11 protein-coding genes are annotated in these 13839 nt (G+C 74.0%); 7 read left to right on the top strand and 4 right to left on the bottom strand.

Annotation, left to right across the window (positions count from 1 at the left end; translation table 11 throughout):
• A partial coding sequence (locus CR470_RS27735) for a sensor histidine kinase (protein WP_097870248.1) occupies positions 1-1175 on the bottom strand: 1175 nt, incomplete at its 3' end.
• Between the two features lie 477 nt (positions 1176-1652).
• Here CR470_RS27735 and CR470_RS27730 point away from each other — a divergent pair.
• Both CR470_RS27730 and CR470_RS27725 read left to right on the top strand, forming a co-directional pair.
• Complete coding sequence (locus tag CR470_RS27730; RefSeq protein WP_257138936.1) at positions 1653-4403, top strand: FAD-binding and (Fe-S)-binding domain-containing protein; 2751 nt, start codon at positions 1653-1655, stop codon at positions 4401-4403.
• A 165-nt stretch (positions 4404-4568) separates the two neighbouring features.
• Positions 4569-5555, top strand: coding sequence for an EamA family transporter (locus CR470_RS27725; protein WP_097870247.1), 987 nt, complete (start codon positions 4569-4571; stop codon positions 5553-5555).
• 117 nt (positions 5556-5672) lie between these two features.
• Here the strand turns inward: CR470_RS27725 and CR470_RS27720 are convergent, their stop codons facing one another.
• The 3 genes from CR470_RS27720 to CR470_RS27710 form a co-directional block, all read right to left on the bottom strand.
• Positions 5673-6107, bottom strand: coding sequence for a type II toxin-antitoxin system VapC family toxin (locus CR470_RS27720; RefSeq protein ID WP_097870246.1), 435 nt, complete (start codon positions 6105-6107; stop codon positions 5673-5675).
• Positions 6104-6346: a CopG family transcriptional regulator gene (locus CR470_RS27715; protein WP_097870245.1), complete on the bottom strand. Its 243-nt coding sequence runs from the start codon at positions 6344-6346 to the stop codon at positions 6104-6106. The genes CR470_RS27720 and CR470_RS27715 overlap by 4 nt, the downstream gene beginning before the upstream one ends.
• 82 nt (positions 6347-6428) lie before the next feature.
• Positions 6429-7430 carry an oxidoreductase gene (locus CR470_RS27710; RefSeq protein WP_257138935.1) on the bottom strand — a complete coding sequence of 334 codons (1002 nt, stop codon included), beginning with the start codon at positions 7428-7430 and terminating at the stop codon, positions 6429-6431.
• 104 nt (positions 7431-7534) lie between these two features.
• Here CR470_RS27710 and CR470_RS27705 point away from each other — a divergent pair, with 104 nt between their 5' ends.
• From CR470_RS27705 to CR470_RS27685, 5 genes are all read left to right on the top strand, one after another.
• On the top strand, positions 7535-8146 hold the full coding sequence (locus CR470_RS27705; protein ID WP_097870243.1) for an acyl-CoA-like ligand-binding transcription factor: 612 nt from the start codon (positions 7535-7537) through the stop codon (positions 8144-8146).
• A gap of 191 nt (positions 8147-8337) precedes the next feature.
• Positions 8338-9153, top strand: coding sequence for a TIGR03084 family metal-binding protein (locus CR470_RS27700; RefSeq protein WP_097870242.1), 816 nt, complete (start codon positions 8338-8340; stop codon positions 9151-9153).
• Positions 9150-10892: an acyclic terpene utilization AtuA family protein gene (locus tag CR470_RS27695; RefSeq protein ID WP_097870241.1), complete on the top strand. Its 1743-nt coding sequence runs from the start codon at positions 9150-9152 to the stop codon at positions 10890-10892. Before CR470_RS27700 ends, CR470_RS27695 begins: the two co-directional genes overlap by 4 nt.
• Positions 10889-12487: an acyl-CoA carboxylase subunit beta gene (locus CR470_RS27690; protein WP_097870240.1), complete on the top strand. Its 1599-nt coding sequence runs from the start codon at positions 10889-10891 to the stop codon at positions 12485-12487. The genes CR470_RS27695 and CR470_RS27690 overlap by 4 nt, the downstream gene beginning before the upstream one ends.
• A gap of 7 nt (positions 12488-12494) precedes the next feature.
• A partial coding sequence (locus CR470_RS27685; protein WP_107489506.1) for an acetyl-CoA carboxylase biotin carboxylase subunit occupies positions 12495-13839 on the top strand: 1345 nt, incomplete at its 3' end.

Below are 13839 nucleotides of genomic sequence, written 5' to 3'. Positions count from 1 at the left end.
GGGGCGGTGAGGGTGGCCGGGGCGGCGGCCGGGGCCGTCGGCGTCGGCGCGGTCGAGCGGGAGATGAGGTCCTGGGGGAGCATCATCAGCGCGCCGGTGCCGCCCCGGGCGGACGGCCGGAAGGAGACGGTCAGACCGTGCTTGCGGGCCAGCCGGCCGACGACGGCGAGACCGAGGCGGGTGCCGGAGAGGTTGGTGAGGTCCTGGTTCTCCGCGGAGACGGCCTTCTCGGCGCGGCGCAGCTGCACCTCGCTCATGACGAGCCCGCTGTCCTCGACGGTGATGACGATGCCCGCCGGGACCTCCTCCACGTACACGTGGACCTCGGCGGTGGGCGGCGAGAAGTTGGCAGCGTTGTCGAGGAGTTCGGCAAGCGCGTGCATGATGCCCTCGGCCGCGTGACCGGCGATGGCGACATCGCTGGTGGAGTGCAGGCGGACCCGCTGGTAGCTGCCGATCCGGCCCATCGCGCCGCGCAGGATCGACTCCATGACGATCGGCTTCGCCCAGCGCCGGCCGGAGCGGGCCCCGGTCAGCACGGCGATGGAGTCGGCGAGGCGGCCCGCCTGGGCGGTGCGGTGGTCCAGGTGGAGCAGGTCCCCGAGCACGGACTCGTCGGAGTGCCGGTGCTCCATCTCGCGGAGGTCGGCCAGCATGCTGGTGGCCAGGGCCTGCATCCGCCCCGCCGCGTTGGCGCAGGCGGCGACGGCTGCGGAGCGCTCGGTCTCGGCGCGGGTGGCGCGGGCGGTCAGCCGGTCGACGGAGACGGACAGGCGGGCCTGCTCGGCGGCGGCGGCCGCGGCGATCCGCTCGTTCTCGGCGCGGGCGTCGGCGGCGACCCGGGCGGTCTCGGCGGCGGCGGCGCCCTTGATCCGGGCGGTCTCCGCGGTGAAGCGCTGGGCCTCGACGGCGGAGGCGGAGACCAGGCGCGAGGTCTCGGCGGTGAACCGCTGGGCGTCGGCGGCCCGCAGGGCGCGCAGGGTCCGCGCGGTCCCCAGGGTGTGGACGGTGACGGCCACGCAGACGCTCAGCAGCACGGCGGCTGCGCCCGCGCCCCAGGCCAGCGGGGTCCGTGCCGCGTCGGGGGCGGCGGCGACGCCCCACAGGGTCAGCGTGCCGGTGGCGGCTGCCGAGATCAGCAGGGCGAGTGCGGTGGGCCGGTGTGAGGGGCGCAATCGGAGTCCTCGGTGGCGGACGGTGCGGGACGGTATGAGGCGGTGCGGGGCGGTACGAGGTGATTCAAGTGGTGCGAACCGGGTGAAATCGACTAGTCGAATTCAGGACAGTTCGGCACGGTTATGGGCGATCATGCACAACTGGAGCTGCCAATTCCTGCGCAAGTCTTGGTCACTATAGGAGACTTGACGGTCTGTTTGGGAAGATCTTGTGGGCTTTTTTGTACTGCTTACGTGCTTTGATCCGTCCGCATCCCAAGAGTTCACCTGCCCCGACGGCATGCTGAGACCATGGCCGAACAGCATCGACCGCATACCGACACTCCTTCGGCGACTTCCCCGACAACTTCCCCGACAACTTCCCCAGCGACTTCCCTGACGACCTCCCCGGCGGCTCCTCCGGCTTTCGTCGCCGCCCTCCGCTCCGCCGTACGCGGCGCGAGCGACTTCGGGGCCGCCGCACGGGCGCTGACGACGATGGACGCCTCCAACTACCGCCGCGTCCCGCTCGGTGTGCTCGCCCCGCGCGACGCCGACGACATCGCCGCCGCCCTGGCCGTCTGCCGGGAGCACGGGGTGCCGGTGGTGGCGCGCGGCGGCGGCACGTCCATCGCCGGACAGGCCACCGGCACCGGACTCGTCCTCGACCTCACCCGTCATCTGCGCGCGATCCTCGCCCTGGACCCCGCCGCCCGCACCGCCGTCGTCCAGCCCGGCGTGATCCTGGACGACCTGCGGGCCGCCGCCGCACCCCACGGCCTGACCTTCGGCCCCGACCCCTCCACCCACAGCCGCTGCACCCTCGGCGGGATGATCGGCAACAACTCCTGCGGCGCGCACTCGGTGGCCTGGGGCACGACGGCGGACAACGTGCGGAAGCTGTCGGTGGTCCGCTACGGGGGCGAGACGCTGCACCTGGAACAGGGGGGCGGCGAGGGCCCCGAGGGCACCGGCGCACTCGTCGCCGCCCACCTCGCCCTCCTGCGCACCGGCTACCCCGCACTGCCGCGCCGCATCTCCGGGTACGCGCTCGACGCCCTGCTCCCCGAACACCCCGGCGGCCCCGACCCGGTCCGGGCGTTCTGCGGCAGCGAGGGCACCCTCGGCGTCGTCACCGAGGCCACCGTGCGCCTGGTCGAGGCCCCGCGCGCCCGCGCCCTGGCCGTCCTCGGTTACGCCGACGAGTCCGCCGCCGCCGACGCCGCCCCGGGCCTCCTCCCGTACCGCCCGCTCACCGTCGAGGGCATGGCCGCCGACCTCGTCACCGGGTCCGCCGGGCTGCCGCGCGGGGCCGCCTGGCTGTTCGTCGAGACCGGCGGCGACACCCCGGCCGAGGCGAGAGCACACGCCGAACGCGTCCTGCGGGGAGCCGACGCGGTCGACGGGACGGTCGTCACGGACCCGGCCGGGCAGCGGGCCCTGTGGCGGATCCGCGAGGACGCCGCCGGAACCGCGACCAGAATGCCCGACGGCAGCGAGGCCTGGCCCGGGTGGGAGGACTGCGCGGTGCCGCCCGCCCGGCTCGGCGCGTACCTCCGCGACTTCCGGGCCCTCCTCGCCGAACACGGCCTGCGCGGCACCCCGTACGGCCACTTCGGCGACGGCTGCGTCCACGTCCGTATCGACTTCGACCTGATCGGCGCGGACGGGGTGGCCCGCTTCCGCCGCTTCTCCGAGGAGACGGCCGAACTCGTCGTCGCGCACGGCGGCTCCCTCAGCGGCGAGCACGGCGACGGCCAGGCGCGCGCGGAACTGCTGCCCCGGATGTACGGGGACGGACTCGTCGCCCTCTTCGGCCGGTACAAGGACCTGTGGGACCCGGACGGCGGCCTGAACCCGGGCATGCTGGTCCGCCCGGACCGCCTCGACGAGAACCTCCGCTTCGCCGTCCTCCCGAAACGCCCGGTGGACGTGGAGTTCGGCTATCCGCAGGACGGCGGGGACTTCACGGGCGCGGTCCGCCGCTGCGTCGGCGTCGCCAAGTGCCGTACGACGGAGACGAGCGGCGCGGGCGTCATGTGCCCGTCCTTCCGGGCGACCGGCGAGGAGGCCCACTCGACCCGGGGCCGGGCCCGGCTGCTGCACGAGATGCTCGCGGGCGAGGTCATCACGGACGGCTGGCGCAGCGAGGAGGTCCGGGACGCGCTCGACCTGTGCCTCTCCTGCAAGGGCTGCCGGAGCGACTGCCCGGTGGGCGTCGACATGGCGACGTACAAGGCGGAGTTCCTGCACCACCACTACCGGGGCCGGCTCCGCCCCGCCGCCCACTACGCGATGGGCCGCCTCCCCCGGTGGCTGCGCCTGGCCGCCCCCTTCGCCCGGCCGCTGAACGCGCTGGCCCGGCTGCGCCCCCTCGCCGCGCTCGCGAAACGGCTGGCCGGGATCGCGCCCGAGCGCACGATCCCGGTGCTCGCGACGGAGACGTACAGCCGGTGGCTGCTCCGCCGCCAGGGGAAGGGGACGCGGACCCTCGCGTCGGACCGGGTGGTGGCGCTCTGGGCGGACACCTTCACCGAGCACCTGTCCCCGCAGGTGGGCCGGGCGGCGGTCCGGGTCCTGGAGGAGGCGACGGGGCGTACGGTGCTGCCGCACCCGCGCGGGGCGTGCTGCGGCCTCACGTACGTGTCGACGGGCCAGCTCGACGCGGCCCGCCGCGTGATGCGCACCACCCTGGACCTGCTCCACCTCCCGCCGGGCCGGCCGCTCGTGGTCCTCGAACCGAGCTGCGCCGCGACCCTCCGCACCGACCTGCCCGAACTCCTCCCGGATGACCCGCGCGCCGCCGAACTGGCCGCTTCCGTGCGGACGTTCGCCCAGTACCTGGAGGAGTACGCCCCCGACTGGACCCCGCCCCGCCCGGACCGCCCGGTCGTCGGCCAGACGCACTGCCACCAGCACGCGGTCCTCGGCGACGGGGCGGAACGCCGGCTGCGTGAACGGATGGGCCTCACCGGCGAACTCAGCGGCGGCTGCTGCGGGCTCGCCGGGAACTTCGGCTTCGAGAAGGGCCACTGGGAGGTGTCCGTCGCCTGCGCGGAGGAGCGGCTGCTCCCCGCCGTACGGGAAGCGGAACCCGGGACGGAACTCCTCGCGGACGGCTTCTCCTGTCGTACGCAGCTCGACCAGCTGGCCGGGCGGCGGGCCCGGCACCTCGCGGAGGTCGTCGCGGAGGCCATCGAGGAGGTCGACGCGACGACCGTCGCCGAGGGGCCGGGGGGCGACGCGTAGGGCCCGGCGCGCGGTCGGCACGGTGGACACCCCGCTGCCGAGGCCGGCGGCGATCGTGCTGAGCCAGTCGTCGGTGTTCCCCGGGGGCAGTGCGGCTTTCCGCACTGCCCAGTCCATTACAGTGTACTGATCTGTCTCGTCCCTGTTCCCCCGGAAGGTCCTCCCGTGAACGACCAGCGCAGCGCCGCCGAACCGGCCGTCGCAGCCGTCGCCGTACCCGAAGCGGTGACGGCACTCGAAGGTGCCGGGGCGGACGCCCAGGGGGGCACGGGCGCGCCCGCCGCGCGGGCGGGGGCCGACCGCCGGGCGGCGCTGACGCCGATCGTGCTGGTGGTCGCCGGTGGTCTGTCCGTCCAGTTCGGCTCGGCCGTCGCGGCGCTCCTGATGCCGAAGGCGGGTGCGCTGGGCGTCGTCACCCTGCGGCTGGCGGCCGCCGCGCTGATCCTGCTGGTGATCTGCCGGCCGAAGCTGCGCGGCCACTCGCGTGCCGACTGGGGCACGGTGCTCGCCTTCGGTGTCGCGATGGGCGGCATGAACACGCTCTTCTACCAGGCGCTGGACCGGATCCCGCTCGGCATCGCCGTCACCCTGGAGGTGCTCGGCCCGCTCGCCCTCTCGGTGTTCGCCTCCCGCCGCCTGATCAACCTCGTGTGGGCGGGCCTCGCCCTCGCCGGTGTCGTCCTGCTGGGCGGCGGCGGCTTCGACCGCCTCGACCCGGTCGGCGCCGCGTACGCGCTGGGGGCCGGGGCGATGTGGGCGGCGTACATCGTGTTCAGCGCCCGGACGGGCCGCCGCTTCCCGCAGGCGGACGGGCTGGCGCTGGCGATGGGGGTCGCCGCGGTCCTCTCGCTGCCGCTGGGCATCATCGAGTCCGGTGCGAAACTCACGGTCCCGTCCACCGTGGCGCTCGGCGCGGCGGTGGCCCTCCTCAGCTCGGTCCTCCCGTACACCCTGGAGCTGATGGCGCTGCGCCGGCTGCCCGCGTCCACGTTCGCCGTGATGATGAGCCTGGAACCGGCCATCGCGGCCGGCGCGGGCTTCCTGATCCTGGACCAGGCCCTCTCCACCACGGACGCCCTCGCCATCGCCCTGGTCATCGGGGCCAGCGTCGGCGCGGTGCGCAGCCGGAGGGGCCCGCGCCGCGAGGGGTGAGCCGCGGGCGAGGTGACGCGGCCGGATGACGAGGGCGGATGACGCGGGCGGGCCCTCAGTCGTCGCCGGGCGACGCGGCTCGGCCCTCAGCCGTCGCCGGGCGACGCAGCTCGGCCCTCAGTCGTCGGCGGGCAGGATCCGGAAGGCGTTCAGCCCGGGAGTCAGTGGTGACATGGCCCGGAAGTCCCGCTGGTCCAAGGTGAAGATGCGGTCCGTCCGGTACCGGTCGGCGAGGACCACGCCGACCGCGTCGGCCAGGTCGAGCCGCAGCGCTTCGTACTTCTGCCGGACTTCCTGGGCGGCGCGCAGGTCCGCGAGCCTGAGTTCGGCGAGGCGGTACTGCCCGTCATCCATACGGCTGTTCAGCGCCTCCATCACCTGCATGGCCGCCGGGAATCCCAGGTCGCGATGGACCAGGTGGTCCAGCTCGGTGACCACCAGGGGGGAGATGGCGAGCCTCTCGTTCTCCAGGATCCTGGCCGCCTTCGAGTGCTCTGCCTGTGCGGCGTCGAAAGCGGCGTAGAGGGCTGAGGTGTCGGCGACGATGATCAACGACGTGCGGTCCGTTCTTTGATGTGCTCGTACACCGAGTCGTCCATCTCGTCGGCCGTGCGGGAGCGTCCGCTGTCGAAGACGGGCAGTTCCCGGGTGCGCTTCGGCCGCTCCGCGCCGTCCAGCAGCAAGGCGATGCTCCGCCGGATGAGCTCGGCCTTGCTGACGCCGGTCGCGGAGGACTCGGCATCCAGTCGCACTTCCAGTTCTTCCGGAAGGTACACGGTCGTCTTTATCATGCTGTCGAGTTTACCACCCTGCCCTACGTAGGGCAGGGTGGTGCCGCGGGCTCGGGGACTGCCTGGGAAGTCCAGGACCCCGTCACTCGGGGGCCGGGAAGGGGAAGCGGACATCCGTCAGCCGCTCCGACACCTCCCACAGCCGCCGTCCGGTCGGGGCGTCCACGGCCGCCGGGGCGAGGGGCACCCGGGTCGGCCCGCCGCGCAGCTCCCCGGGGCCGTCCGGGCCGATGAGGTCGCCGCCCCGCGCGTCCGGGGCGGTCGCCGCGTACAGCTGCGGGAGCGCGCCCGCGCCGGGGTGCTGGGCGAGGGGTCGCAGGACGCGGCCGAACAGCAGCTTCACCAGGCCGGTCGGTCCGCTCGTCTGCAGGTTGGTGGCCGTGTAGCCCGGGTGTGCCAGCAGGCTCCGGACCGGGCTGCCGGACGCGGTCAGCCGCCGGTGCAGTTCATGCCCGAAGACGGCGTTGGCGAGCTTCGACCGGTCGTAGAAGGCCATCGGCCCGTAGCCGCGTTCGCCGTTCAGGTCGTCGAAGCGCAGGTGCGCCTTGCGGTGGTTGACGGAGGTCACCGTGACGACGCGCGGGTCCCGTCCTCCGGTCGCCAGCAGGTCGAGCAGTAGCCCGGTGAGCGCGAAGTGGGCGAGGTGGTTGCAGGCGAACTGCAGCTCGTGCCCCTGCGCGCTGGCCGTGCGGGGCGGTGCCATCACCCCGGCGTTGTTGACGAGTGTGTCCAGCCGCGCGTGGTCGGTGTGCAGGGCGTCGGAGAACGCCCGTACGGAGTCGAGGTCGGCCAGGTCCAGGCGGCGCACCTCCAGCGAGGCCCCCGGCCGGCCGGCGGTGATGGCGGCGACGGCCCGGCGCCCCTTCCCCTCGTCACGCACGGCGAGGACCACGTGCCCGCCCCGGTGGGCGAGGGCCCGCGCGGTCGCCAGGCCGAGGCCACTGTTGGCCCCGGTGACCACGGACACCCGGCCCGTCTGGTCGGGAATCTGCTCGGCGGTCCAGCGCGGTTTCCGCGTCCCGTCCCGTGTCGCGCGCTGTGTCCCGTCGTGTGTCGCGTCCTGCTTCCCGTCCTGTGTCGTCATGTGGCATACGTTGTCGTGCGTGTCACTCGGTGTCAAGAAGATACTGAGCGCCAAAAGTGGCATGGCGCTACGATGAGGGCGTGAGCACCCGCCCCGCAGTGACCATGGCCCAGCGCAAACGTCAGCTCGTCACGGACGAACTGACCGAATCGGCGCTCCAGTTGATGGCGCGGGAAGGGTTCGACGCGGTCACGGTCGACGCGATCGCCGCCGCTGCCGGAGTGTCCAAGCGGACGTTCTTCCGGTACTTCGCGTCCAAGGAGGACGTGGTGGTCCAGTTCCTGGCCGACATGGGCACGGGCATGCGTGCCGAGCTGGCCGCCCGCCCCGCGGCCGAGCCGCCCTCCGAGGCGCTGCGCCACGCGGTCTGGATCGCCATGGCGGCCTGCGCCGACGGCGCCGAGCACTCCGGCCGGGCCCTCCGGGTCGTCCAGCTGATCCTGTGCACGCCCGCCCTGCGCGCCCGTTTCCTGGAGCACCAGGCCCAGTGGCGCGACGACCTCGCCGTGGAGGTGGCCCGCCGCCTCGGGCTCGACCCGGAGCGGGAGCTCTCCCCGCGCCTCGCCGCCGGGGCCGCGCTCGCGGCGTTCGACACCGTGCTGCGGCGCTGGAGCGACAGCGACGGAGCCGAGGACCCCGCCGCGCTCACCGACCGGGCCTTCACGTTCCTCGCCCCGGCCCTGGACGCGGCCGGGGCGCCCGGTATTACCCGGTAGGGGGTCGCGCGCCGGACGGGCTCAGCGCGTGCGCCTCACCGGTCGCACGGGCGGCCGAGGTGCCGGCGGGGGCGCGGGCGGGTGACGGGTGGGGCGGGCGACCGGCAGGAAAATCATGCAAGCGTGCTTGATTGTTTCCCGGCCCGCTGCCATGCTCCTGGGCACCACACCCGGTCCCGAGGGGAGCGCACGTGTCCGCTGTCGTAGCCGTGATCGACGATCTGCGCGAAGAGAGCGACGAACTCGACGCCCTGGTTGGGGTGTTGGACGAGCCCGGCTGGCGCGGGCCGACCCCGGCCGAGCGGTGGACGGTGGCCCACCAGATCGCCCACCTCAGCTGGACCGACGAGGTCGCGCTGCTGGCGGCCACCGAGCCGGACCGGTTCGGGGACGAGGTGGTCAAGGCCCTGGCCGCGCCCGAGGCCTTCGTCGACGAGGCGGCCGACGCCCTGGTCGCCGCCCATGACCCGGACGCTCTGCTCGCCCGGTGGCGGGAGGGGCGGCGGCGGCTCGACGCGGTCCTGAGGGACGCCCCGGCGGGCACCCGGATCCCCTGGTACGGGCCGCCGATGAGCATCGCGTCCATGGCGACCGCCCGGCTCATGGAGACCTGGGCGCACGGCCAGGACATCGCCGACGCCCTCGGGGTCACCCGGGCCCCCACCGCCCGGCTCCGGCATGTGGCGCGGATCGGCGTCCGGGCCCGGGACTATGCCTACGGGGTGCGCGGGATCACCGCGCCCGAGGAGGAGTTCCGCGTCGAACTCCACACCCCGGAGGGCGAGATGATCGCGTACGGGCCGGAGGGAGCCGCCCAGCGGATCACGGGGCCGCTCCTCGACTTCTGCCTCCTGGTCACCCAGCGCGCCCACCGGTCCGACCTCGCGGTCACCGCCGAGGGACGCGACGCCGACCAGTGGCTCGGCATCGCCCAGGCCTTCGCGGGGCCTCCCGGACCGGGCCGCACGCCCCGCGCGGAGCGTGCCGGACAGGACGGCCACCGGTGAGCGCCGTCCCCGGCCCCGCGCCCCTCCGGATCGGCAACGCCTCCGGCTTCTACGGCGACCGCTTCGACGCGCTGCGCGAGATGCTCACCGGCGGCCCCCTCGACGTCGTCACCGGCGACTACCTCGCCGAGCTGACCATGCTCATCCTCGGCCGGAGCCGCCTCAAGGACCCGGACAAGGGCTACGCCACCACCTTCCTGCGCCAGCTGGAGGAAGGGCTCGGCCTCGCCGTTGAGCGCGGGGTGAAGATCGTCGCCAACGCGGGCGGCCTCAACCCGGCCGGACTGGCCGACTCGGTACGGCAGTTGGCGGAGAAGGTCGGCGTGCCCGTCACCGTCGCCCACGTCGAGGGCGACAGCCTGCCCGTCCCGGACGGGTTCCTCACCGCCAACGCCTACCTCGGCGGCTCCGGGATCGCCGCCTGTCTGCGGGCCGGGGCCGAGGTCGTCGTCACCGGCCGGGTCACCGACGCGGCCCTGGTCACCGGACCCGCCGCCGCCCACTTCGGCTGGGGCCCGGACGACCTGGACGCGCTCGCGGGGGCAGTGGTCGCCGGGCATGTCCTGGAGTGCGGTACGCAGGCGACCGGCGGGAACTACGCGTTCTTCGGCGAGCACGACGCCCACCGCCTCCGCCGCCCCGGCTTCCCGCTCGCCGAGATCCACGCCGACGGCTCCTCGGTCATCACCAAGCACGACGGCACGGGCGGGTTCGTCGACGTCGGCACCGTCACCGCCCAGCTCCTGTACGAGACCGGCGCGGCCCGGTACGCGGGCCCCGACGTCACCGCCCGCCTGGACACCGTGAAGCTGACCCCGGACGGCCCGGACCGGGTCCGTATCGACGGCGTACGCGGCGAGGCCCCGCCGCCCACCCTCAAGGCCGGGCTCACCCGGCTCGGCGGCTGGCGCAACGAGGTCGTCCTCGTCCTCACCGGCCTGGACATCGAGGCCAAGGCGGCGCTGGTGAAGGACCAGTTCGCCGACGCCCTGGAGCGGTCCGGCGTACGCCCGCCGGCCGAGGTGCGCTGGGAGCTGGCCCGGACCGACCACGCCGACGCCGCCACGGAGGAGCGGGCCAGTGCCCTGCTGCGGCTCGTCGTCCGCGACAAGGACGCCGACGCGGTCGGCCGGGCCGTCTCCGGGGCCGCCGTGGAGCTGGCGCTCGGCAGCTACCCGGGCTTCCACGTCACCGCCCCGCCCGGAAAGGGCGCGCCCTACGGGGTGTTCGAGGCCAGGGCCGTACCGGCGACGGACGTCGCGCACACCGCCGTACTGCCGGACGGCCGCAGAGAGGTGCTGGAACCGCCCGCCCGCACCCGGGAGCTGACCGGCCTCGGCGAGCCTCCGCTCCCCGGGCCGTATCCCGCCGGCGTCCCCACCCGGCGCGCACCTCTCGGTCTGATCGCGGGCGCCCGCAGCGGCGACAAGGGCGGCGACGCCAACGTGGGCGTCTGGGTGCGCGACGACGACGCCTGGCGGTGGCTGGCGCACGAGCTGACCGTCGAGCGCCTGAAGGAACTCCTGCCGGAGACCGCCGCCTTGACCGTCGTGCGCCATGTCCTGCCCAACCTCCGCGCCCTGAACTTCACCGTCCACGGCCTCCTGGGCGAGGGCGTCGCCGCCCAGGCACGGTTCGACCCGCAGGCCAAGGCGCTGGGGGAGTGGCTGCGGTCCCGGTCGCTTCCCGTCCCCGTCCCGCTGCTGGAAGGCGTCCCCCTCCCGGAGGTGACCGCATGACCGTCCTGCCCACCGCGCTCGACACCAACGGCCCCGAGTACGCCGCGCATCGGGCCGCCATGGTGGCGAAGCTCGCCGAGCTGGAGACCGAGCACGCCAAGGCGCTCGCGGGCGGCGGCGAGAAGTACGTCGCCCGGCACCGGAAGCGCGGCAAGCTCCCGGCGCGGGAGCGGATCGAGCTGCTCGTCGACCCCGACACCCCGTTCCTTGAGCTGTCGCCGCTGGCCGCCTGGGGCAGCGACTACGCGGTCGGGGCCTCGCTCGTCACCGGGATCGGGGTGGTGGAGGGCGTCGAGTGCCTCATCACCGCCAACGACCCGACCGTGCGCGGCGGGGCCTCGAACCCGTGGACGCTGAAGAAGGCCCTGCGCGCCAATGAGATCGCCTTCGCCAACCGGCTGCCCTGCGTCAGCCTGGTGGAGTCGGGCGGGGCAGACCTGCCGTCCCAGAAGGAGATCTTCATCCCCGGCGGGGCCCTCTTCCGCGACATCACCCGGCTCTCCGCCGCCGGGATCCCCACCGTCGCCGTCGTGTTCGGCAACTCCACGGCCGGAGGCGCGTACGTCCCCGGCATGTCCGACCACACCGTGATGATCAAGGACCGGTCCAAGGTCTTCCTCGGCGGACCACCCCTGGTGAAGATGGCGACCGGCGAGGAAAGCGACGACGAGTCCCTCGGCGGCGCCGAGATGCACGCCCGCACCTCCGGGCTCGCCGACCACTTCGCCCTCGACGAGCACGATGCGATCCGCCAGGCCCGGCGCATCGTCGCCCGGCTCAACTGGCGCAAGGCGCACGCCGACCCGGGACCCGCCGAGCCGCCGAAGTACGACGAGGACGAGCTGCTCGGCATCGTGCCGGGCGACCTGAAGGCGCCCTTCGACCCGCGTGAGGTCATCGCCCGGCTGGTCGACGGCTCGGACTTTGACGCGTTCAAGCCGCTCTACGGGACGAGCCTGGTCACCGGCTGGGCGCGGCTGCACGGCTATCCGGTCGGGATCCTCGCCAACGCGCAGGGCGTGCTGTTCAGCGAGGAGTCCCAGAAGGCCGCCCAGTTCATCCAGTTGGCGAACCAGCGCGACATCCCGCTGCTCTTCCTCCACAACACCACCGGCTACATGGTCGGCAAGGAGTACGAGCAGGGCGGCATCATCAAGCACGGCGCGATGATGATCAACGCGGTCGCCAACTCGAAGGTTCCGCATCTGTCGGTCCTGATGGGGGCGTCCTACGGGGCCGGCCACTACGGCATGTGCGGCCGCGCCTACGATCCGCGCTTCCTCTTCGCCTGGCCGGGCAGCAAGTCCGCCGTCATGGGCCCGCAGCAGCTCGCCGGGGTCCTGTCCATCGTCGCCCGCGCCTCCGCCGCCGCCAAGGGGCAGCCCTACGACGACGAGGCCGACGCCGGGCTGCGGGCGATGGTGGAGCAGCAGATCGAGGCGGAGTCGCTGCCGATGTTCCTCTCCGGGCGGCTGTACGACGACGGGGTCATCGACCCGCGCGACACCCGGACCGTCCTCGGTATGTGCCTGTCCGCGATCCACACCGCACCGGTCGAGGGCGCCCGCGGCGGCTTCGGCGTCTTCCGGATGTGACCCGCCCATGAGGAGTGACGTGATCCATACCCTGCTCGTCGCCAACCGGGGCGAGATCGCCTGCCGGATCTTCCGCACCTGCCGCGACCTGGGCATCACCACCGTCGCCGTGTACTCCGACGCGGACGCCGACGCCCTGCACGTACGGGAGGCGGACCTCGCCGTACGCCTGCCGGGCGCGGCCCCCGCCGACACCTATCTGCGCGGCGACCTCGTCGTGGCCGCCGCGCTGGCCGCCGGGGCGGACGCCGTGCACCCCGGGTACGGCTTCCTCTCCGAGAACGCCTCCTTCGCCGCCGCCGTGGGGGACGCGGGCCTGGTGTGGGTGGGCCCGCCGGTGAAGGCCATCGAGCTGATGGCGTCCAAGACCCGGGCCAAGGAGCTGATGGCCGGGGCCGGTGTCCCCCTGCTGGCTCCCGTGGACCCGGTGACGGCCGGGGAGGACGAGCTGCCGCTGCTGCTGAAGGCGGCGGCGGGCGGCGGCGGCCGGGGGATGCGGATCGTCCGCGAACTCGACGCGCTGCCGGGTGAGTTGCAGGCCGCTGCTGCCGAGGCGGCGTCCGCCTTCGGGGACGGCGAGGTCTTCGCCGAGCCGTACGTGGAGCGCGGCCGGCACGTCGAGGTCCAGGTGATGGCCGACGAGCACGACACCGTGTGGGCGCTCGGCACTCGGGACTGCTCGCTGCAGCGCCGCCACCAGAAGGTCATCGAGGAGGCCCCCGCCCCCGGCCTGGACGACGCCCTGCGCACCCGGCTCCACGATGCGGCGGTGGCGGCGGCCCGTGCCGTCGGCTACCGGGGCGCGGGGACCGTGGAGTTCCTGGTCTCCGCCGAGGGACGCCCCTACTTCCTGGAGATGAACACCCGCCTCCAGGTCGAACACCCGGTGACCGAAGCCGTGTTCGGGCTCGACCTGGTCGCCCTGCAACTGCGCGTGGCGGAGGGCGAGCCACTGGGGCCGACACCCCCGTCGCCGTCGGGCCACGCGGTCGAGGCCCGGCTCTACGCCGAGGACCCCGCACGCGACTGGCAGCCGCAGACCGGAGCACTCCTCGCACTGGACGTGCCGGACGCGCCGGGCCTGCGCCTGGACACCGGGTACACCGGCGGCGACACCATCGGCGTGCACTACGACCCGATGCTCGCCAAGGTGATCGCCCACGCCCCGACCCGCGCCGGGGCCGTCCGGCTGCTGGCCCGCGCGCTGGAGCGGGCCCGGATCCACGGCCCGGTCACCAACCGCGACCTGCTCGTACGGTCGCTGCGCCACCCGGACTTCGCGGCGGCGCGCCTGGACACCGGGTTCTACGACCGGCACCTGGCGGCCCTGACCCTGTCTCTTATACACATCT

The organism is Streptomyces sp. rh34 (assembly GCF_002551245.1).
GTDB lineage: Bacteria > Actinomycetota > Actinomycetes > Streptomycetales > Streptomycetaceae > Streptomyces.
The sequence above is the reverse complement of the archived record's forward strand: the minus strand, read 5'-3'. Positions and strand labels throughout refer to the sequence as shown.